General features: G+C 36.4%; 12 protein-coding genes. 5 read left to right on the forward strand and 7 right to left on the reverse strand.

What is annotated here, in order from left to right; translation table 11 throughout:
* From HMPREF1252_RS03605 to HMPREF1252_RS10030, 7 genes are all read right to left on the reverse strand, one after another.
* The coding region (locus HMPREF1252_RS03605) for an elongation factor Tu (protein ID WP_023059426.1) at positions 1-753 on the reverse strand (753 nt) is incomplete at its 3' end.
* A gap of 11 nt (positions 754-764) precedes the next feature.
* Positions 765-2843 (reverse strand): elongation factor G, encoded by a 2079-nt coding sequence (gene fusA / locus HMPREF1252_RS03610; protein WP_023059420.1) that lies wholly within the window; start codon positions 2841-2843, stop codon positions 765-767.
* A 9-nt stretch (positions 2844-2852) separates the two neighbouring features.
* Positions 2853-3323, reverse strand: coding sequence for a 30S ribosomal protein S7 (gene rpsG, locus HMPREF1252_RS03615; RefSeq protein WP_023059421.1), 471 nt, complete (start codon positions 3321-3323; stop codon positions 2853-2855).
* Positions 3324-3414: 91 nt separating this feature from the next.
* Positions 3415-3831 (reverse strand): 30S ribosomal protein S12, encoded by a 417-nt coding sequence (gene rpsL / locus HMPREF1252_RS03620; RefSeq protein ID WP_008901718.1) that lies wholly within the window; start codon positions 3829-3831, stop codon positions 3415-3417.
* A 75-nt stretch (positions 3832-3906) separates the two neighbouring features.
* A complete protein-coding gene (gene rpoC / locus HMPREF1252_RS03625; protein ID WP_023059425.1) occupies positions 3907-7482 on the reverse strand; it encodes a DNA-directed RNA polymerase subunit beta' in 3576 nt (1191 codons plus the stop codon).
* A gap of 22 nt (positions 7483-7504) precedes the next feature.
* The gene (locus HMPREF1252_RS03630; RefSeq protein WP_036746848.1) at positions 7505-11287 is read right to left on the reverse strand and encodes a DNA-directed RNA polymerase subunit beta; all 3783 of its coding nucleotides are present in this window, start codon (positions 11285-11287) and stop codon (positions 7505-7507) included.
* A gap of 289 nt (positions 11288-11576) precedes the next feature.
* A complete protein-coding gene (locus HMPREF1252_RS10030; RefSeq protein ID WP_023059419.1) occupies positions 11577-17255 on the reverse strand; it encodes a S8 family serine peptidase in 5679 nt (1892 codons plus the stop codon).
* Between the two features lie 203 nt (positions 17256-17458).
* Here HMPREF1252_RS10030 and lepB point away from each other — a divergent pair, with 203 nt between their 5' ends.
* The 5 genes from lepB (at position 17459) to HMPREF1252_RS03660 (ending at position 23194) form a co-directional block, all read left to right on the forward strand.
* Positions 17459-17998, forward strand: a complete 540-nt coding sequence (gene lepB, locus HMPREF1252_RS03640; RefSeq protein WP_008901715.1) for a signal peptidase I — start codon at positions 17459-17461, stop codon at positions 17996-17998.
* Positions 17998-19806 (forward strand): translation elongation factor 4, encoded by a 1809-nt coding sequence (gene lepA, locus HMPREF1252_RS03645; protein ID WP_008901714.1) that lies wholly within the window; start codon positions 17998-18000, stop codon positions 19804-19806. The genes lepB and lepA overlap by 1 nt, the downstream gene beginning before the upstream one ends.
* Entirely contained in the window at positions 19803-20924 is a 1122-nt protein-coding gene (gene hemW / locus HMPREF1252_RS03650; RefSeq protein WP_023059423.1) for a radical SAM family heme chaperone HemW, read from the forward strand. Before lepA ends, hemW begins: the two co-directional genes overlap by 4 nt.
* A gap of 66 nt (positions 20925-20990) precedes the next feature.
* Positions 20991-21254, forward strand: a complete 264-nt coding sequence (gene rpsT, locus HMPREF1252_RS03655; RefSeq protein ID WP_008901712.1) for a 30S ribosomal protein S20 — start codon at positions 20991-20993, stop codon at positions 21252-21254.
* A 59-nt stretch (positions 21255-21313) separates the two neighbouring features.
* Positions 21314-23194, forward strand: a complete 1881-nt coding sequence (locus HMPREF1252_RS03660; protein WP_023059424.1) for an ATP-dependent helicase — start codon at positions 21314-21316, stop codon at positions 23192-23194.
* Positions 23195-23351: the final 157 nt, after the last annotated feature.

Consider the following 23351-nt stretch of genomic DNA (forward strand, 5'->3'; position numbering starts at 1 on the left):
AGATAGTCCTACGATTTCTACGTTGTCTCCTACTTTTACTGTTCCTCTTTCTACTCTTCCTGTTGCTACTGTTCCTCTTCCTGTGATTGAGAAGATGTCTTCTACTGGCATTAGGAATGGTTTGTCTGTGTCTCTTTCTGGTTGTGGAATGTAAGCGTCTACTTCTTCCATTAGTTTTACTATTTTGTCTCCCCATTCTCCTTCTGGTTCTTCTAGGGCTTTTAGTGCTGATCCTACTACGATTGGTGTGTTGTCTCCGTCGAAGTCGTATTCGCTTAGTAGGTCTCTTACTTCCATTTCTACTAGTTCGATTAGTTCTGGGTCATCTACTTGGTCTTCTTTGTTTAGGAATACTACTATCTTTGGTACCCCTACTTGTCTTGCTAGTAGGATGTGTTCTCTTGTTTGTGGCATTGGTCCGTCTGCTGCACTTACTACTAGGATTGCTCCGTCCATTTGTGCTGCTCCTGTGATCATGTTCTTTACGTAGTCAGCGTGGCCTGGACAGTCTACGTGTGCGTAGTGTCTGTTTGGTGTTTCGTATTCTACGTGTGATGTTGAGATTGTGATTCCTCTTTCTCTTTCTTCTGGTGCTTTGTCGATGTGTGCGTAGTCTACGAATTCTCCTGATCCGTATCTCTTGTTCATTATTAGTGTGATTGCTGCTGTTAGTGTTGTTTTACCGTGGTCTACGTGTCCTATTGTTCCTATGTTTACGTGTGGTTTGTTTCTTTCAAAATGCGCTTTTGCCATTTTAATCCTCCTTATTTATCTTTTTTCTTGCCGACTACTTCATCAGCAATGTTTTTAGGTACTTGTTCATAGTGGTCGAATTGCATTGAATAGTTTGCTCTTCCTTGTGTGTTTGATCTTAGTGATGTAGCATATCCAAACATTTCTGCTAGTGGTACGTAGCATGTTACTATTTGTGCTCCGTTTACTAGTTCCATTCCTTCCATTCTTCCACGTCTTGAGTTGATATCTCCGATTACGTCTCCCATGTATTCTTCTGGGGTTGTAATTTCTACTTTCATCATTGGTTCTAGTAGTACTGGATTTCCTTTTGCTAGTGCATCTCTTAGTGCCATTGATCCTGCTATTTTGAATGCCATTTCTGATGAATCGACATCGTGGAATGATCCGTCGTATAGGGTTACTTTTATATCTAGTACTTCATATCCGCCTAGTACCCCTGATTGAAGTGCTTCTTCAATACCTTGTTGGGTTGGTCCTATGAATTCCTTAGGTATTGCTCCCCCTACGATTTTGTTTTCAAATACAAAACCTGAACCTGGTTCTAGTGGTTCTACTTTGATCTTTGCGTGACCATATTGTCCACGTCCACCTGATTGACGTACGTATTTTCCTTCTCCTTCAGATGGCATGGTGATGGATTCTCTGTAAGATACTTGTGGGTTACCTATATTTGCTTCTACTTTGAATTCTCTTAGTAGTCTGTCTACGATTATATCTAAGTGAAGTTCTCCCATTCCTGCGATGATTGTTTGTCCTGTTTCTTCATCGGTGTAGGTTCTAAATGTTGGGTCTTCTTCTGCTAACTTTTGTAGTGCTAGTGCCATCTTATCTTGTGACGCTTTGGTCTTAGGTTCGATTGCTACTGAGATTACTGGTTCTGGGAATTCCATGTTTTCAAGAATGATTGGGCTCTTTTCATCACATAGAGTGTCCCCTGTTCCTGTATCTTTTAGTCCTACTGCTGCAGCGATTTCTCCTGCGAATACTTCTTCCACTTCTTCTCTCTTGTTAGCGTGCATTAATAGGATTCTTCCTATTCTTTCTCTCTTGTTCTTAGATGAGTTTAGTACGTAAGATCCTGCTTTTATAGATCCTGAGTATACTCTGAAGTATGCTAGTTTTCCTACGTATGGGTCAGATACTATTTTGAATGCTAGTGCTGATAGTGGTTCGTCATCTGATGCGTGACGATCTTCTTCTTCGTCAGTGCCTGGTTTTGTTCCTACTATTGCAGGGATGTCTGTTGGCGCTGGCATGTAATCAACGATAGCGTCTAGTAGTAATTGAACTCCTTTGTTCTTGTAAGAAGATCCACATGTTACTGGGAATATTTTTACATCTATAGTTCCCTTTCTGATTGCTCTTTTTATCATTTCTATTGTGATTTCTTCTTCTTCAAGATAAGCCATCATAAGTTCTTCGTCGAACTCTGATACTGCTTCGATCATTTGATCTCTATATTCTAAAGCTTTTTCTTTATATTCGTCTGGAACGTCTGTTATTTCTATTTCTGTTCCGTCTTCGTTTTTATAAATTTCAGCTTTCATTTCTACAAGGTCAATCATTCCAATGAAGTTTTCTTCTGCTCCCATTGGGATTTGTATTGGAACTGGATTTGCATGTAGTTTGTTCTTTATGGTTTCAACTGATCTATAAAAGTCTGCTCCTGTTACATCCATTTTATTTATATGGCATATTCTAGGAACTCTATATTTATCAGCTTGTCTCCATACTGTTTCTGATTGTGGCTCAACTCCAGATTTTGCATCGAATAAAGCTACAGAACTATCTAGTACACGTAGTGATCTTTCTACTTCTACTGTAAAGTCTACGTGTCCTGGTGTGTCTATGATGTTTAATCTGTATCCTTTCCACATTGCTGTTGTTGCAGCTGATGTGATGGTGATTCCTCTTTCTTGTTCTTGTACCATCCAGTCCATTTGTGCTGCACCTTCATGGGTTTCTCCTATTTTGTGGATCTTACCTGTGTAATAAAGGATACGTTCTGTTGTGGTTGTTTTACCAGCGTCAATGTGAGCCATAATACCTATATTTCTTACTTTATTTAATGGTATTTCTCTTGGCATATTTCCCCCTTACCATCTGTAGTGAGCAAATGCCTTGTTGGCTTCTGCTGTTCTATGCATTTCTTCTTTTCTCTTTACAGAGCCGCCTAAACCATTAGATGCGTCTAGGATTTCTTTTGCTAGTCTGTCAGCCATGGTTCTTTCTCCACGTTTTCTAGCAAATCCTACAAGCCATCTTAGTCCTAGTGTTTGACGTCTTTCTGGTCTAACTTCCATAGGTACTTGGTATGTTGCTCCACCAATTCTTCTTGCTTTTACTTCTAATACAGGCATTACGTTGTTAAGAGCTTTGTAGAATACTTCTATTGATTCTTCGCCTGTTGTTTCAGCTACTTTGTCAAGTGCTGTATATACTATTTTTTGTGCTGTTCCTTTTTTTCCGTCTAACATTACGTTGTTTATAAGTTTTGTTATTACAACGTCATCGTACTTAGGATCAGCCATAACAATTCTTTTTGGTATATGTCCTTTTCTTGGCATAACTTCCCTCCTTAACCATTATTAGTTGATTCATCGGTACTCGGTATATCCGCTTGCCTAAGCAATCTATATAATGAGTCAATTTTTAAAATTATTTAGCTTTTGGCTTCTTTGTACCGTACTTTGATCTTGATTGTCTTCTTGTGTCCACTCCTGCTGTATCTAGTGTACCTCTTACGATGTGGTATCTAACCCCTGGAAGGTCTTTTACTCTTCCACCTCTGATAAGAACTACGGAGTGTTCTTGCAAGTTATGTCCAATTCCTGGTATATAAGCCATGACTTCATATCCATTTGTTAAACGAACTCTTGCTACCTTTCTAAGTGCTGAGTTAGGTTTCTTAGGTGTTACTGTTCTAACCGCTACGCATACTCCACGTTTTTGTGGTGATTGTGCTTTAGTTTCAACTTTTCTTAGTGAGTCGTAGTTTACTCCTAGTGCTGGTGATTTAGATTTGTGTTCTACCTTTTTTCTTCCGCTTCTAACTAGCTGATTAATTGTAGGCATTCTGCACCTCCTTCTTTATTTTACATAGTGGAAAGACTACCCTGGAAGAGTAGTCTTTCACACTAAACTATTTTATCATTCTATTTCTGTTAAGTCAACCATATTTTTGGAGACTTTTTCAGTATTTTCAAGGAGTTCAAAGTTTTCTTTAAGCTTTTCTGAAAGTCCTAGTTGTACTTTGGAATTCATCCTTGTTCCTGTTCCTGCAGGGATTAATTGTCCTATAATTATATTTTCTTTTAATCCTTGTAGTTGGTCTTCTTTTCCTTTGATTGCTGCATCTGTTAGAACTCTTGTGGTTTCTTGGAATGATGCTGCTGATAAGAAACTTTCTGTTGCAAGGGAAGCTTTTGTGATTCCTAGTAGTGCTACTTCGCCTGTTGCTTCTTGTCTTCCTTCTTCTCTTGCTAGTTCATTTGCTCTCTTGAAGTCAACGTTATCTACTAATGAGCCTGGTAGTAATTCTGTTGAGCCTGCATCTAATACCTTGGTCTTACCCATCATTTGACGAACTATTATTTCGATGTGTTTGTCATTGATGTCTACCCCTTGAAGTCTGTATACTCTTTGTACTTCTTTTATGATGTACTGTTCTACTCCTTCTCTTCCCTTAACTTTTAGTAAGTCTTGTGGGTATACTGAACCTTGAGTTAGTTCTGCTCCCTTTTCGACATAGTCTCCGTTTTTAACTTTTATTCTTGCTCCGTAGACGATGTTGTAGGTTGCTGCTTCTCCGTCTTTTGAAGTTACTACGATTTCTCGTTTCTTATCTTCTTCTTTTATTTCTACTGTTCCATCTATCTCAGTGATTACTGCAAGTCCCTTTGGTTTTCTAGCTTCGAAAAGCTCTTCAACTCTAGGAAGACCTTGGGTGATGTCTGCTGCGGCTGCAACTCCACCTGTGTGGAATGTTCTCATTGTAAGCTGAGTTCCCGGTTCACCGATGGATTGTGCTGCTATTACTCCGACTGCTTCTCCTGTTCCTACTTGACTTCCTGTTGCCAAGTTTCTTCCGTAACAGTGTGCGCAAACTCCGTTTTTGCACTTACATCCAAGTACAGATCTAACTTTAACTTCTGTTATTCCAAGTTTTTCTATTAGTTCTGCATCGTCGTCTGAGATTTCTGTATTCTTTGGTACGATTATTTCTTTTGTTTCTGGATTTACTATATCTTCTGCTGAGTATCTACCTTCGATTCTGTCTTTTAGACTTTCTATTAGTTCTTTTCCGTCGGTAAATGCTTTTGCTACGATATATTCATCTGTTCCGCAGTCTTCTTTTTCTACTATTACTTGTTGTGATACGTCTACTAGTCTTCTGGTTAGATATCCTGAGTCCGCTGTTCTTAGAGCCGTATCTGCAAGTCCCTTTCTAGAACCATGGGCTGACATGTAGAACTCAAGCACTGATAGTCCTTCACGGAAGTTTGATTTAATCGGTACTTCGATAGTTCTTCCTGATGGTGATGCCATTAGTCCACGCATACCTGCTAGCTGTCTGATTTGGTTCTTAGATCCTCTCGCTCCAGAGTCCGCCATGATGTAGATATTATTAAGTGGGTCGAATCCACTCATTACTTCATCGGTTAGCTCGTCTGTTGCGTCGTTCCAAATTTCGATTACTTTTTCATATCTTTCTTCATCAGATATTAATCCCATTGCAAATGTATCTTCATAGATATCTACTTGTTCATCGGCTTTCTTTAGGATTTCTGGTTTTATTTCTGGTACTTCTACGTCGCCCATTGAGATTGAGATTGCTCCTATGGTTGAATAGTGGTATCCAGTTTCTTTGATATGGTCAAGTAGGACTGCTGTCTCTATATTTCCATGTTTTTTGTAAGTTTTTTCGATTATGGTTCCAAGTAGTTTTTTATCTACTACTCTGTCTATTTCTAGTCCGTATGGATCTTCTTCTCTATTTACAAATCCTAGATCTTGAGGGATAAATTCGTTTACTAAGAATCTTCCTACTGAAGAGTAAACTATCTTTCCTCTCTTGTCGTCTTCGTCTTTGTATCTTCTAACTCCTACTTTTGCTTGTAAGTGTAAAAATCCACTTCCATAAGCATGCATCATTTCATCGATATCTCTGAAAACCATGCCGTTTCCTTTGACTTCATCTTTTCTGTCAAGGGTTAGATAGTACATACCTAGTACCATGTCTTGGGTAGGTGTTGTAATTGGTTTACCATCTTTTAGAGCTAGAATATTGTTTGTAGATAGCATTAGAAGTCGAGCTTCTGTTTGTGCTTCTATGGATAGTGGTAGATGGACTGCCATTTGGTCCCCGTCGAAGTCAGCGTTGTATGCTGTACATACTAGTGGGTGAAGTTTGATTGCTTTTCCTTCTACTAACACTGGTTCAAATGCTTGGATACCAAGTCTGTGAAGGGTCGGCGCTCTGTTTAGTAGTACTGGATGATCTTTTATAACTTCATCTAGCACATCCCAAACCTCTTCTGTCTGTCTTTCCACTTTTCTCTTAGCTGCTTTTATATTGTGAGCATATTCTTTTGCTACAAGCTCTCTCATTACAAATGGCTTGAACAATTCAAGTGCCATGTTCTTTGGAAGACCGCATTGATAGAATTTTAGATCTGGTCCTACTACTATTACTGAACGTCCTGAGTAGTCAACACGTTTACCTAGTAGGTTTTGTCTAAATCTACCTTGCTTTCCTTTTAACATTTCAGAAAGAGATTTAAGTGGTCTGTTACCTGGTCCTGTTACTGGACGTCCTCTTCTTCCGTTGTCAATAAGAGCATCTACTGCTTCTTGTAGCATTCTCTTTTCATTTCTAACTATTATTTCTGGTGCATTTATATCGAGTAGTTTTTTTAGTCTGTTGTTTCTATTTATTATTCTTCTGTATAGATCGTTTAAATCCGAAGTTGCAAATCTACCACCGTCTAGTTGTACCATAGGTCTTAGATCTGGTGGGATTACTGGTATTGCATCTAGGATCATCCATTCTGGTTTGTTTCCTGATTGGATAAAGGCTTCTATTACTTCTAGTCTTCTAGAAACTCTAATTGCCTTTTGTCCTGTTGCGCCTTCCATTTCTGCCTTTAACATTTCAGATTCTTTTTCTAGATTTATCTGTTTTAAAAGTTTCTTTACGGCTTCTGCTCCCATTCCTGCTTCGAATTGGTCACCGTATTCGCTCTTTAGTTCTCTATATTCGACTTCTGATAGAATTTGTTTTACAAAAACAGCGTTACATTCAGGTTCTACTTTTGTAACTATATATGAAGCGAAATATAGAACTTTTTCTAAGGCTCTAGGGCTCATATCAAGGGCTAGTCCCATTCTTGAAGGGATGCCTTTGAAGTACCAAATATGTGAAACTGGTGCTGCTAGTTCTATGTGACCCATTCTTTCACGACGAACTTTGGCTTTTGTTACTTCAACTCCACATTTTTCGCACACTACACCTTTATATCTTATTCTTTTATATTTTCCACAGGAACATTCCCAATCCTTGGTAGGTCCAAATATTTTTTCACAAAATAGACCTTCTTTTTCAGGCTTCAATGTTCTGTAGTTTATTGTTTCTGGTTTTTTCACTTCGCCATAGGACCATTCTCTGATTTTTTCAGGGCTTGCGAGTCCTATTTTGATAGAGTGGAATAAATCATGCCTACTCAAATGAATCTCCTTTCTTAAAGAACTATTCTTCCTCTTCCATATCGTCGTCATCATCCACATCATCCATCATATCTTCAGCATCTTCGCCGGTTATGACCTTTATGAATGATGGCTCATCATCGTCATCCTCATCGTCTTCTTCGATGGACATATTTTCGATTTCTTTTGATGAAATTCTTGAAAGGTGAGAAGTTCCTTCTATAAGTTCCTTAATATCTTCTTCTGTTTCTGCTGCACCTTGATCTATTCTTGCTAGATCTTCTTCATCTACTTGTAAGTCGACTAAGTTCTTGTCTTCGTCTAATACTTGTATTTCTAATGCAAGTGCTTCCAATTCTTTTATTAGAACCTTGAAACTTTCTGGTACGCCAGGCTTTTGAATATTTTCGCCTTTTACGATTGCTTCATAAGTCTTTACACGACCTACAATATCATCTGATTTAACTGTAAGCATTTCTTGTAGTGTGTAGGATGCGCCGTAGGCTTCAAGTGCCCAAACTTCCATTTCTCCGAATCTTTGTCCACCGAACTGTGCCTTACCTCCTAGAGGTTGTTGAGTTACTAGTGAATAAGGTCCTGTACTTCTTGCGTGAATCTTTTCATCTACAAGGTGGTGAAGTTTAAGCATGTACATTATTCCTACTGTTACTGGATGGTCGAATTCTTCTCCGGTTCTTCCGTCCCTTAGTTGAATCTTACCATCTGCTGGAAGTCCAGCTTTTTCTAATGAATCTATAATATCTTGTTCGTTTGCTCCGTCGAATACTGGTGTTGCAACTTTCCAACCGAGTTTTCTAGCTGCAAGTCCCAAGTGAACTTCTAGTACTTGTCCTAGGTTCATACGGGAAGGTACCCCTAGTGGATTTAGAACGATTTGGATTGGAGTTCCATCAGGCATGTATGGCATGTCTTCTGCAGGCATTACCCTTGAGATAACACCCTTGTTGCCGTGACGACCACACATCTTATCTCCTACTTGGATTTTTCTCTTCGTAGCGATAAATACCCTTACCATTTCTTGAACTCCTGGTTGAAGTTCATCTCCTGTAGATCTTCTAAATGTCTTAACATCTACGACAATTCCTTGTTCCCCATGAGGAAGTCTAAGAGATGTATCTCTTACTTCACGAGATTTTTCTCCAAAGATTGCACGTAGTAGTCTTTCTTCTGGACTTTGGTCTCCTTCTCCCTTAGGAGTTACTTTACCTACTAGGATATCTCCAGGTTTAACTTCTGCTCCAACTCTTATAATTCCACGTTCATCTAGATCCTTAAGCATATCATCTCCGACATTTGGAATGTCCCTTGTGATTTCTTCTGGTCCTAGTTTAGTATCACGGGCTTCAGATTCGTATTCTTCAATATGAAGTGAAGTTAGCACGTCATTTATAACTAGATCTTTGTTTACTAGCATAGCGTCTTCGTAGTTATATCCTTCCCAGTTCATAAATGCGATTAGGATATTCTTACCAAGTGCCATTTCACCCATATCTGTAGATGGTCCATCAGCTATTACTTCTCCAGCCTTAACCTTTTGACCTTCTTTCACGATTGGTCTTTGGTTGATGGTTGTACCTTGGTTTCCGCCTACAAATTTGTGAAGTTTAAAGTTTATTACTTTGCCGTCCTCATCTCTTTTAAGAGTGATTGATTTTGCATCTACCTTTTCTATTACTCCGTCATCTGTTGCAACGATTACAACCCCAGAGTCTTTAGCTGCGCGGTATTCTATTCCTGTTCCTATAATAGGAGCTTCTGTCTTTAGAAGTGGCACTGCTTGACGTTGCATGTTAGCTCCCATTAGGGCACGGTTTGCGTCGTCGTTTTCTAGGAATGGAATCATCGCAGTACCTACAGCTACTATTTGCTTAGGGCTTACGTCCATGTAGGTAACCTTGTCTGAATCGAAGAAGTCAACCACACCTTCTGGTCCTCTTGCAACGATTCTAGAGTTTACGAATTTTCCGTTTTCATCCAAAATTTCGTTTGATTGGGCAATGATTTGTTCGTATTCAACGTCTGCTGTTATATATTCAATTTCATCTGTTACGATTCCTTCTCCAAGTTTCACCTTTCTATAAGGAGCTTCTATGAATCCATATTCATTTATTCTCGCATAGGTTGTTAGAGAAGTGATAAGACCGATGTTTGGTCCTTCTGGAGTCTCAATCGGACACATTCTTCCGTAGTGGGAGTTGTGTACGTCACGCACTTCGAAACCAGCTCTATCACGAGATAGTCCTCCAGGTCCTAGAGCTGAAAGTCTTCTCTTGTGAGTAAGTTCAGAAAGTGGATTGTTTTGATCCATGAATTGTGATAGCTGTGATGAACCGAAAAATTCTTTGATTGCAGCTGTCACTGGTCTTATATTTATAAGAGATTGTGGTGTTGTAGTATCCGCATCTTGTACAGTCATTCTCTCTTTTATTACTCTTTCCATTCTGGAAATACCAATTCTAAATTGGTTTTGTAAAAGTTCTCCAACTGATCTGATTCTTCTATTGCCTAGATGGTCAATATCATCTGTAGTTCCAACTCCTTGTGAAAGTCCGAACTCATATGAAACAGAAGCTAACATATCATCTACTAAAATATGTTTTGGAGAAAGGTCGAATTTTCTTTTTATAAGTTCTGCCTTGAAAGCTTCTTCATCGTTTGAAAATTCATTGTATATTTCTTCAAATACTGGAAGATAAATCTTTTCCTTAAAGCCTAGATCTTTTAAATCGAAAGGAAGATCATAATTCTTTGGAATTGAGAAGTTGTTTCCGTGTACAATTACTTTTCTATCTTCGTCTCCAGCGTGGATTGCCTTGATTAAAACAGTAACCGTATTAACTCCTGCATTTTCTATTCTAAAAGCATCTTCTCTTGTAAGTTTATCTCCAGCTTTAGCTAGGATTTCTCCTGTAAGCGTATCGATAATATCTTCTGCAACGAATTGACCTTCTATTCTAGATGCGATAGAAAGTTTCTTGTTGAACTTGTATCTACCTACATGAGCAAGGTCATATCTCTTGTAATCGAAAAACATATTTTCGAAGAGACTTTGCGCAGAATCTAGAGTAGGTGGTTCGCCAGGTCTTAGTTTTTTGTAAATTTCTATAAGAGCTTCTTCTTTATTAGTAGTCAAATCTTTTTCAAAAGTTCTAAGAAGTAGTTCTGATTCACCTAAAAATTCTGTAATTTCTTCATTTGACTCTAAACCAATTGCACGTAGAAGCACTGTAATTGGTATCTTTCTAGTTCTATCTATTCTAACGTTAATTACGCTTTGTGAGTCTGTTTCGTATTCTAGCCAAGCTCCTCTGTTTGGAATAAGAGTAGCAGAAATAAGTTTTCTACCTACCTTATCAGTTTCTTGTTTGTAGTAAGCACCTGGGCTTCTAACAAGCTGAGAAACTACTACACGTTCCGCACCATTTATAATAAATGTGCCTGTTGGTGTCATAAGAGGAAGATCTCCCATAAACACTTCTTGTTCTTTGACTTCTCCGGTCTTTGTGTTGATAAGTCTAACCATCACTTTAAGTGGCGCAGCGTAGTTAGTATCCCTCGCCTTTGACTCATCTATATCGTACTTTGCTTGTTCTTCGTGAAGTTTATAATCAACAAACTCCAAGATTAAATTGCCAGCGTAGTCTTCAATCGGACTTACATCTTCAAAAACTTCTTTAAGTCCTTCATCAAGAAGCCATTTATATGAGCTAGTCTGTACTTCGATTAAGTTAGGTAAGCTTAAAACCTCCTCAATCCTTGAAAAACTCATTCTTTCGCGTTTCCCGTATTTAACAGGATGTACCATCAAATCACCCCTACTTTTGGTATATAAACGTTAAATTTAGAGCCTACTAGTCCACTCTAAATTATTATTATGCAATTTATTATTATAACACTATATGTCAAGGTTTCCAATAGCAATACAGAAAATACTTATAATTTTCACCTAATTTTAAAATTTATTTATTTTTTAGAAATTTATTTTAATTTTATTTCTATAAATTTATTTTTTCTTCCTATTATATAAATGTTTTTTTGGTGTTATAGATTTCATTAAAAAAAGAACCTCGTTTCCAAGGTTCTAAAAAATTTATTTAATTATTTTTTTCTATTATCTCTACAAGTTTTACAAGTACTTTTGCAAGTTTTTCTCTCGTTAGGACTTCTCTACTATTTTCAAAGTCTTCTTCAGATAATATTCCTGATGCTATAAGCTTCTTGTAGGAGCTTTCTGCCCAAGAAGATATTTTTCTATCTGAGTCTTTTGAAGAGTTTATATTTAGATTTCCTTTTTCTAAGAATTTATCAATTATTACAGCTAGCTCTTCAATATTTAAGTTTCTGTCAGGTTTGAAGGTATTGTCTCCATATCCAGCTACTAAACCTATTTTTTCTGCCCAGCTAACCGCCTTGTAGTACCATAGATTTATCTTTACATCTTTGAAGTTTGAAGTATAGTTTGTATCGTCATCTGTTAATCTTCTAAGTGTTTCCACTACCATTGCTCTTGTAATGCCTGTAGTTGGAGCAAATCTATCCTTTGAAACTCCTACTAATAGTCCTCTTCTAACTGCTATATCAACATAAGACTTGTAATTAGAGTTAGTCATATCTATAAATTCTATTGAAGGTTTATTTTCATTTAAATTTTCTTTGAATTTTAAAGTAGTGCTTCCAACTTTAACCAATTTTTCTTCAGGCTTAGTTTCCTTTTTAACCGTTTCAAAGATTGGACTTGTAAAGAAAGGTACAAAAGGTGTAACTTCATTTTCTTTTTGCACTGGTGGCTCTGTTGGATCTACTGGATCTGGTATTACTGGATCTTTTGGACCAGGTGCTACTGGATCAGTTGGTTCTGGTTTAACTGTAGATTTTGATTTTAATCCTTTTAGTGCAGCTTTTACTATTGAAATAGAGTTCTTTAGTTCTTCAGCAACTTTTGAATCCTTGTTTACTTTTGTAAGTGCTTCATCAAGTAGTTTAAGAGATTCATCTGTATATTTATCTCTTTCTAATCCATTTGCCTTGTCTAGAAGTTCATTTAATTCTTTAGATAGGTTATCTAATTCTTTATCATATACAACTGATGTCGCTACTGGTTCTCCTTCAGTTATTCCAAGCATAGTATTGCCAGTCATTGCAAAGTATCTTGGGTATCTAAGTCCTTTTGCATCTTCTATAATTATTTCATAGACTCCTTCATTGCCCATAAACATATAGCTTATAGATCCATTATCTTCTTTGTTTTCTATAAGTAATGGTAATTCTGCTCCAGTTTTAATACTTTTAACCTTTATATTTATTTTTCTTGGAGAGTATATAAACGCTATTCCATCTTCACTTGCTGTTTTATCTTCAAATACAAAATTTAAAGTAGTTTTTTCATTTGCATTTACCTTTACTATCTTTAAATTATCTTGGCTAGTGTATATAGAATTTTCATCAAACTCAGGAGTTACTACATAGTAGCCTTCTGGAATTTTGTTTAGATCAGTATAGACATTATTATTTAATCCTTTATAACCTCTTATATCTCTTACTAAATATTTTTGAGTGTAGCCCAAAGCTTTTGAATTATCATTTATTTCTAAACTTCCAAATCCTTCAGATTTTTTGATGTCCACTTGTACATTGGCACCTTCTCCATTTTTAAATGTAGAGGCTGTTTTATTTGGGAACTTTGTAATTTTGTTTTTTCCTAGTTCTAAGTATACTAGTGCTGGTTCTGCATAGTATCCCTCTTTTGGAATTGGAAGTAAAAGATAGTTTTTAGCTGCAAGTTCTGCTCCTGTTTCTACTTCTTTTGCTCCTGCCAAGTTTATAAATGAGGCTTTATCATCTGTTCCTTCTAAGTTTAGATTATACTTAACCTTATCTTGATTTTCTCCAAAGATATTTAATGTTGTACTCTTCTTCTCTGCATCTATGTCGAAGGAAATATTTCCTGCCTTATTTAACTTAGAGTTGTCATCTACTACTAGAGACATCCCTGCACTTTCCTTCTTATCCTTGCCGTTTTCCACAACAGTTCTATTTAATTTGACGTCATAGTTTTCTGTATCTCCATTAACTATAATTATATATTCACCGTAAGGAATCAACTTAGAAAATGCTTTTGCTCCTACACCAGATCCATCGTTTTTACCTACTACTAAATCCAAATCTATTTTTTCTTTAGTCTTTTTATTTTCAAGGGTTACGCCTTTGAATTCATTGGTATAATTGTACAACCAAAAGTATACATAGTGGGCATCTAGTTTGTTTATTTCAACATTTATATCTGTTTTTTCGCCAGATTTAACTTCGAAATCGTAGATATAGATATCTTTTACTATCTTTTTACCATTGTCATCTAGCTCTTCTGTTTCAAGTTTTTCAACTTTTAAATCATTTAGCGCTTTGTCATTTACCTTTTCAATCTTATAGATTTCTGATGGATTTTCGATTTTAAGAGAGTATTTGCCTGGTGCTAGATTATCTTCAAAGAATTCTCTTCCATTTTCATCTATAATTGTGTAATTTAATTTGAAGTCTGGATCTTCCTTATTTAGTTTTACATTTATATTTGCACCAGAACTTTTATTTTCAAGTGCCATTTTCGCTGTAGTTTTAAGTGTGTTGTATCCAAGGTCTTTTACTTCTATTACAACGTCCTTTAGATCAGTACCTTCTGGGATACTATATCCTTCTTCGGTCTTGTCTACTATTTTATCTCCAACTTTTACTATTACTTCCCTTATCTCATTTTCATCTTTTGGTACAAAGCTTAGAACATTATTTTCAAACTTAACATTTTCTAATGTTGGTTTGGTAATGTCTATGGTGAAGTACATATCCACATCTTTTGCTGGTTTATTTTCATCTCTATATGATTTTATTGTTACTACATAGTTTCCTTCTTCAACCTTAGCTGAATTACTTGGGAATGGTATATCTATATAGTAAGAACTTCCCATCATCGGAGAGCCAAAGTTCTTCACAACTTCTTCTTTCTTTAAGAAGTTTTGAATAGATGCAGGGCTTTTGTTTCCATTTTCATCTAGTTTGTAGATATCTATGTCTACAAATCCACTTCTAAGCATAGTGTACCTAGTGTAAAGATAGTCTGCGTATCCATCTCTATTTGGAGATAGTACGTGTTTGTCGTAGAACTTAGGAGCTTTTGTAGTGTAATCTTTCACTTGTCCTAATATTTCTGTACGATTTTCTACATTTGTATATAGATGTGTAAAGTCATAGTTACTTACTTCATCTTTTTTTGATAAATTTGCTATATGGGTGTTTCCTTCTTCATTCCAGTAGAATGGAATTTTATTTTCCTTTGTTAAGTCGTAAATTGAAGGTTCTACATAAGCTAGTCTATCCAAATCTCCTACGAATGTTATAAATGGAATTGAAATTGTAGGCTCATCTTGATCTTCAAATACTACAAATCCATCTATAAAGTATCCATTTGGCATCTCTCTTCTTAGTTTGTCTGAGAAGTTTCTGGTATCTATATTTACACTTATCTCTTTGGTTTCTTTTGCACCTAGTGTAACCTCTCCATTGTAATCTGTCCTTAGAGATCTGGTTTTAAGGTCTAGATAACCATCCTTAGTTACTCTGTCAGCTACGATTATAGTTTTATAATTATAAGTTAGTTCTTCATCAGATAAGTTTTGAATTTTAAAAGTTAAAGTTTCGTTATCTGTGGCTGCTCTTTTAAATAATTTTGTTTCATTATTATCTCCAATGAGTATAGCTTTTGTGTGGAGTGCTTTTTGAAGTTTCATAACTCCAGCCCCTTGACTTCTTGGGCTAGTTGCAGCTCCATCGTAGTTATAATGAATTTCTGCAGTACTCATAAGTAGATTTCTAATTCTTTGCCATTTTTCTTTAGTTGAAAGTTCCGGGAATCTTTCGTCCACCATGGATCTTGCAAGGGCAAGAGCACCTGCAACGTGAGGAGTAGCCATAGATGTACCGCTTTGCACATTGTAAGTGTTGTCGTTTCCTAGAGAAAATATATTTCCACCAGGAGCAGTTATCTCTGGTTTGAAGATTCCATCACTGGTTAGACCAAAACTTGAAAATTCAGAAATTTGTCCTTTAAGTGGATTTATAAATTCTTTTCTTCCTTCCTTAAATACAATTTTCCCGCCATTTTCTTTTAACTTCATCCCTGCGGAATAGTATAGACAAGCTACTGGTATACCTTGATTGCCAGTATCTTTCATACCTACAAATTCATCTCCACCTTGTTTATGGTTGTAGATGAATACTACTTTTGCTCCCTTTTCTTTTGCTATTTTTACTTTTTCTGCAAATGGAATATCTCCTCTTTCAATAAGAACTACTTTTCCATTTACATCTTTTCCGTTGTAGTCTTCTTCTTTTCCAAGTCCTACAAACTCGAATTCAAATTCTTTATTTACTTCTAATTTTGGTTCTTTGTTGTTATCGTCTTTTGACCATTTTAGGAAGAAACTTGTTTTATTTTCATTCTTAGTTATATTGTAAAAATATTTTTGGAATGTAAATCCATTTTCAATGGATGCTACTGCAAAAGATTTTTCTGCTGCGGCTGGGTTAGCAAGTATTCCGTAGTCAGGATTTTCTGCCTTTGGAGAAAAACCAAGTCCTTTACCAAATGAAGTGTTGTTTCCTGCAGCAATTGCAACTACACATCCAGCTTCTTCAAGTCTATTTATTGCATCTAGAATTTCTTTGTCAATATTTGTACTATCTCCTGCGGGTGCACCGATACTCATGTTTACTGCTGTCACATTTAATTTTGCACAGTCTTCCAACGCCTTTAAGTAGATTGCTGGAGCTGTTCCTGCATTATCATCTGAGAAGACTCTCATTAGTGCAAGTTGAGCTTCTGGTGCAACTCCTATGATTTCTCTTTTTGATTCGCCTAAGTCTACCGTAACTCTATTTCCTGCTACTGTACCTGCCACGTGTTGACCGTGAGAGTTTTCATTTCTTTCTTTTACCAAATCGTGGTTTGAAGTTGTATAGTAGTTGTATATATATGGAATTTTTTCATTCTTGTAAAAACCGTGTTCTAGTACACCATCAGCTTTTAATTTTTCAATCTTTTCTTTTGAATATATAGCTTTTTCTTTTCCTAAGTCAGTTAAGTAAAATGCTTCGTGTTCTGTATCAAAACCTGAATCTATAACCGCAACTATGGTTCCTTCTCCCTTGTACTTTGAATATACTTCTTCGTTACCGATTATGTCTCTTGATTGAGCAGATCTAAAAGATACTCCTTTTTTGTTAAAAAGATCTTCTGCGGTTGATATTGGTTTATTTATATTATTTTGTATGCTTACAGATTTTACAAAGTTAAACTTTGCAATTTCTTTTGCATCTTTAAAAGAAATTTCTGTATCAAATCCTAATAATAAAACATTGAACTCATTCTTTGGCACAATGTTTATCCCAGAATTTCTAATTTCTGCTAAAGCTTTTTCTAAAGCAGCTTTACCAAAATTAATTTGGGATTTAATTCCTCTTTCGCTATAGAGTTCTTTGGCATCCACCATTTCTCCTAGCTCTCTAAATGATTCAGGTTTAAGAGTTACAATTACCTTTACCCTGTCCTCATCTTTTACCTTACCTTTTGTCTGAAAAATCAAGTCTTTTACTTTTTGATTTTCATCTGCTTCCATTGCTTTCATATCAAGTTTGTCGAATTTTTCATTGTCAAACTCTGCAAAAGCCGTCACATTCGGCACTAACATAAGTAGTGCTAAAATTAATGAAAGTATTTTTTTCTTCATTGTCTTGCCTCCTTGCAAAAAAAATTTTTTAATATAATAACATAAAATTATATAATGTTTCAATGATTGAAAGCGTTATCTTGATTTAAATTTAAATCGAGTAAAATAAAAAATAAATTTTCTGCTACTTTACTCTATTCCTCATTAACTATCTTTTTAAATCCGCATAACTATGATAAAATAAAGGTCTATAGGAGGTAACTATGTCAAAAGAAAGTATATCGCTTATTAAAAGTATAGTTATTGCAGTTATTTTAGGACTGCTTATTAGAAATTATGTATTCAATATTGCATCGGTTAATGGTGCGAGTATGGAAAATACCCTTCACCACAAAGATCTTTTATTCTGCCTATCTTACAAGAAGTTTCAAGAGGTAGAAAGAGATTCAATCGTTGTTATAAAACCTCCAATCCCTGGAGAAAAAAGAAAATTTATAAAGAGAGTTATCGGTCTTCCTGGTGAGACTGTAACTATTAAAGACGGACAAGTTTACATAGATGGCAAACTCCTTGACGAGCCTTATGTAAAAGATTTTACTCCAGCCCATCTAAATGGAGATATAGATGATGAATTTGTACTAGGTGATGGCGAATATTTTGTAATGGGAGACAATCGTCTAAACTCGGAGGACTCGAGAGCTTTTGGCCCTATAACCAAGAAGAATATCTACTCCTTTGCAGTTTATAGATTCTTCCCTTTCAAATCAGCCACATCTATCGTTTATAAAGATAAGGAGAATTAATGGACAGACAAAAAAATATTCGTAACTTTTCTATAATTGCCCATATTGACCACGGTAAGAGTACCCTCGCCGACAGGCTTATTGAAATGACGGGGATGCTTACCGAAAGAGAGATGGACTCCCAGGTTCTAGATTCAATGGATCTTGAACGCGAACGTGGAATTACAATTAAATTAAAAGCCGTTAGGCTTGTGTATAAAGCGAAAGATGGTCAGGAATATCTTTTAAACTTAATCGACACTCCTGGTCACGTAGATTTTAACTACGAAGTTTCAAGATCACTTCAAGCTTGCGAAGGTGCCCTTGTGGTGGTGGATGCATCCCAAGGTGTTGAGGCTCAAACTCTTGCCAATGTATATCTTGCAATAGACCAAGACTTGGAGCTTGTGCCAATTATAAATAAGATTGACCTACCTGCTGCAAGACCTGAAGAAGTTAAGCAAGAAATAGAAGATATTATCGGAATCGATGCTCACGATGCTCCTCTTATCTCTGCTAAGACTGGCGTGGGAATGGAAGCTGTCTTCGATAAAATTATTGAAGCTGTGCCCCATCCAACTGGAGATGCAAAGGCTCCTCTAAAGGCTCTAATCTTTGACTCTTACTATGACTCTTACAAGGGAGTTATCTGTTACATCAGAGTTTTCGACGGAGTTATTAAACCTGGCATGGAAATTCAAATGATGTCAAACGGTGCAACCTTTGAAGTTGTAGAAGTCGGTGTGACCACTTCTGGACTTATGAGTCTAAGTGAACTTTCTGCAGGAGATGTTGGATACTTCACCGCTTCTATTAAAGAAGTGAAGGAAGCTCGTGTCGGTGATACTGTTACAGAAAAATCTCGTCCAACAGAAAAGGCTCTGCCTGGTTACAAACAAGTTCAACCGATGGTATTCTGCGGAATCTATCCTGGTGAAGGAGAAGAGTACACCGCAGTTAGAGAAGCTTTGGAAAAATTACAGGTAAACGACGCTGCCCTATCCTTTGATGCAGAAACTTCTGTTGCTTTGGGATTCGGTTTTAGATGTGGATTCTTAGGTCTTCTTCATATGGAAATCATCCAAGAAAGACTGGAAAGAGAATTCGATTTAAATATTATTACCACTGCACCTTCAGTTATCTACAAGGTACACACTGTAGATCACAAAGTATTTGAAATTCAAAATCCATCCAACCTACCAGATCCAACTGAAATAGAATTTATGGAAGAACCTATCGTTCGCGCAGAGATCATGACTCCTACAGATTATGTGGGGGCAGTTATGGAGCTTTGCCAAAATAGGCGTGGAATCTTTATAGATATGCAGTACTTGGAAGAAACTAGAACTCTAATTAGCTACGACCTTCCACTTAACGAAGTTATCTACGACTTCTTCGATGCGCTTAAATCCAAAACTCGTGGATACGCAAGCTACGACTACGAACTTACCGGATACAAACGCTCAGAACTTGTGAAGATGGATATTCTTATAAATTCTGAACTTGTGGATGCCTTCTCAATGATCGTTCACAAAGACACAGCCTATGCAAGGGGCAGAAGAATTTGCGAAAAGCTAACGGATGTAATTCCAAGACATCAATTTGCAATTCCAATCCAAGCTGCCATCGGTGCGAAGATTATCGCTCGTGAAACCATAAGAGCTCTTAGAAAAGACGTACTTGCTAAGTGCTACGGTGGAGATATTTCAAGAAAGAGAAAACTTCTTGAAAAGCAAAAAGAAGGTAAGAAGAGAATGAGATCCATCGGTTCTGTAGAAGTGCCACAAGAAGCATTCTTAACAGTACTAAAATACGACGAAGAAAAATGACATCAATCTACATTCACATTCCCTTCTGTATAAAAAAATGCAACTACTGTGACTTCACGTCCTATAGCTGCATTTCAGAAGAAAATATAGAAAATTATTTTAAATATTTAATTAAGGAGATGGGGATGAATCCTCCTAAAGATGAAATTAATTCCATATTTATAGGAGGAGGAACCCCCTCTTTTGTTGACTCAAAATATATAGAAGATATTTTTAAATTCTTGAAGAAATATCCTTGGACAGAAGATATAGAAATAACCTTGGAGGCAAATCCTAACTCGATTACCAAAGAAAAATTAAAGGTTTACAAAGACTTAGGAATTAATCGAATCTCCATGGGAGTGCAATCCTTTAACGAAGAAATCTTAAAGAAAATCGGCAGGGTTCACAAAAATAGTGACACCTTTTTAGCCGCCAAGAATATCAGAGAAACGGGATTTAAAAATCTAAACCTGGATCTTATGCTTGCCCTTCCAGATCAAAATATGGAGGACGTGGAAGATTCTCTAAAAGAAATTGAAAAATTAAATCCAGAGCATATCTCCTACTATAGTTTAATTATTGAGTCTAAAACTCCAATGGAGAAGTTTTACGAAGAAGGCAGGTACACCTTTCCAGACGAAGAACTGGATAGAAAGATGTATCATCGAGTAGTAGAAGGACTTGAAAATTTTGGATACCATCAGTATGAAATTTCAAATTTTGCAAAGAGTGGATATGAATCGGTGCATAATTTGAGATACTGGAAGATAGAAGAATATATTGGATATGGTCTTTCTGCATCGTCAAGCGTCGGTGAATATAGATACACAAATACGGATAATTTTAAAAATTATTTTGAAATGATCGATGAAGGTAGACTTCCTCAAATATTTAAGGAAAAGCTTAAAAATATTGACAGGCTCCACGAATACATGATTATGGGACTTAGGCTTAATGATGGCGTGGACATAGAAGATGCAGAAAATAGATTCGGCGTCGACATAAAAAAATATTACAAAGAAGAAATTGAAAAAAATTTAAATTACAAAACCATTCGCGTTGAAAATAATCGGATATTTTTAACCGATTATGGCAGAGATATTTCTAATCAGGTAGAGCTTGATTTCATGAAATAACTCTTGCAAACTCGTTGCCCTCGTGGTAAAATACTAAGAGCGTAATAATTAATGGAGGTGAAATAAGTGGCAAATATTAAATCTGCAAAGAAAAGAATCGAAATTGGAAATAGAAATAGACTAAGAAACAAAGCTAGAAAAACTGAATTCAAAACAGTTATAAAGAAATTTGAAAAGACATTAGCTGAAGGAAACTTCGATGAAGCTAGAGAAATCTTAAAAGATGTAGATAAGAAACTTAAAAAAGCTTCCGTTAAAAATGTAATTCACAAAAACGAAGCTGCAAGAAAAATTTCTAGACTTACAAAGAGACTTAATAATGCAATCTAGCATTTTAATAGGAAGGTTTACCTTCCTTTTTTAATACCCTTTTACAGATAAGGATACATATGGACAGAGTTTTATCGAAAGAACAGCTCCTTGCAACAGAATTTCGAGATGGACCGGCGATGGTCCTCGCAGTTCCTGGAGCTGGTAAGACCACTATGCTCATGCATAGAACCAACAAATTAATAAGTAGTGGTGTGGATCCAAAGAAGATTTTGACTATCACCTTTTCAAAGGCATCGAGCCTTGACATGAAGAGAAAATATTTTGAACTCTTCGGCAAAAATGATGCAGAATTCTCAACTATCCACGCATTTTGTTATAGGATTCTAAACTATCACAAGAGGCTTCGCGGTGTAAATTACAATCTTCTTGAAGGAAAAAGACCAAGCAAGCAGGAGATTTTAAAAAATATTTATAGAAATATAAATAAAAAGAATCCTACTGATGAAATTTTGGAATCTCTACTATCAGATATTTCCTACGTAAAGAATATGTGCATCTCTCCGGAGGAACTCGTTGATAATCGTGGTTCTGAGATCAGTGGATTTAAAGAAATCTTTCATAGCTACGAAAGTTACAAGGCTTCCAAGAATTTAATTGACTTCGACGATATGATTACGAAAGCCTACGAAATTCTCTTAAACGATAAATTTGTGCTGCAAAAAGTGAGAGGTACCTTTAAGTACTATCAACTGGACGAAGGACAGGACACATCCTTTGCACAATTTAGAATTATGGAGCTTCTCGCCCATCCGAAGAACAATCTCTTCGTCGTGCTCGATGACGACCAAGCCATCTACGGATTTCGTGGAGCAAGCGTGGAAGAAGTTAAAAAGTTCGAGGAGAGAATCCACCCTACCATCTTCAAGATGCAGAGAAATTACCGTTCTCAAAGGCATATTATCGACTGCGCAAACACTTTTATCGAAGGTAACAGGGAGAGATTTGACAAGACTATTGAGTCTACCTTGGTGGAAAGAGAGCCGGTGTACCTGGTAAAACTTCCGACGAGGATAGACCAATTTAAATTTATAAAAAGTAAACTCGACGACAAATCTTCAGCGGTGCTATATAGAAACAACGCACAAGTTCTAGGTCTAGTGGAATATTTTGAGAGAAATAATATTCCATTTAATATTCGGGACACTAAGCTTCGATTTTATAATAATTTTATATTTAGAGATATTTTAAACATCATAGATTTCTCAATAGATCCGTCTAACTACGAAATTTTCTACAGTTTTTACTACAAAATCAAAGGCTACATCAGTAAGAGACAGATGGAATATATAAAAAATATCCAGACGGACAACTATTTGGAGGCTCTTCTTACCTATCCTGATCTTCCCTCCTACTACAAAGATAATTTCTATGAATTGATTTTGGATTTCAAATCCTTGAAAAAGAAAACCATGTACCAAAAGATTCACTTCATCCTCTACGAACTAAATTATAGCGATTACATGAAAAATTCCTGCAAGAGAATGGGACAAAATATCGAAGAATCTCGTGAATTTGCATATACCCTAATGCAAATTGCAAAGAACGTGGACTCCTACGAAGAATTCATCGGAAGATTAAAATATCTCGACGAACTACTAAGGGAACCGACAAGATCTACGTCGAGCCTTACATTTTCAACCATGCACTCCGCGAAGGGACTGGAGTTTGACAGAGTATTTATCATCGACTTGACCTCGGGAATACTTCCAAGTTCTCGCTCCATCGAAAGATTGGATAGAGGCATCTACAACGACTACGAAGAAGAAAGAAGACTCTTCTATGTAGCGCTTACAAGGGCTAAAGAAGAATTATATTTAATAGAACCAGGAAAATATTTAGATGCCAAGACTAAAGAATCAGAATTTATGACAGAAGTTAGGAAGAAGCAAGGAAGAAAAAGTAAGGGAAAAAGTAAAATGAATAAAGATAATTTTTAAGCGGCACCGCCGCTTTTTTTTGTTGAGGAAATTAAATTTTTTGGTGGAATATTTAAATGCTTTCAGCAGACTGTTTCAACCAATCGGCTACGCCTCTTGGGAAACAGGTTGCATCACACCTACTAAGACTCACTACGTTCGTCAAGTTAGGTGTAGA

Source organism: Peptoniphilus sp. BV3AC2 (genome assembly GCF_000478945.1).
In the GTDB taxonomy this organism is placed as follows: domain Bacteria; phylum Bacillota; class Clostridia; order Tissierellales; family Peptoniphilaceae; genus Peptoniphilus_B; species Peptoniphilus_B duerdenii.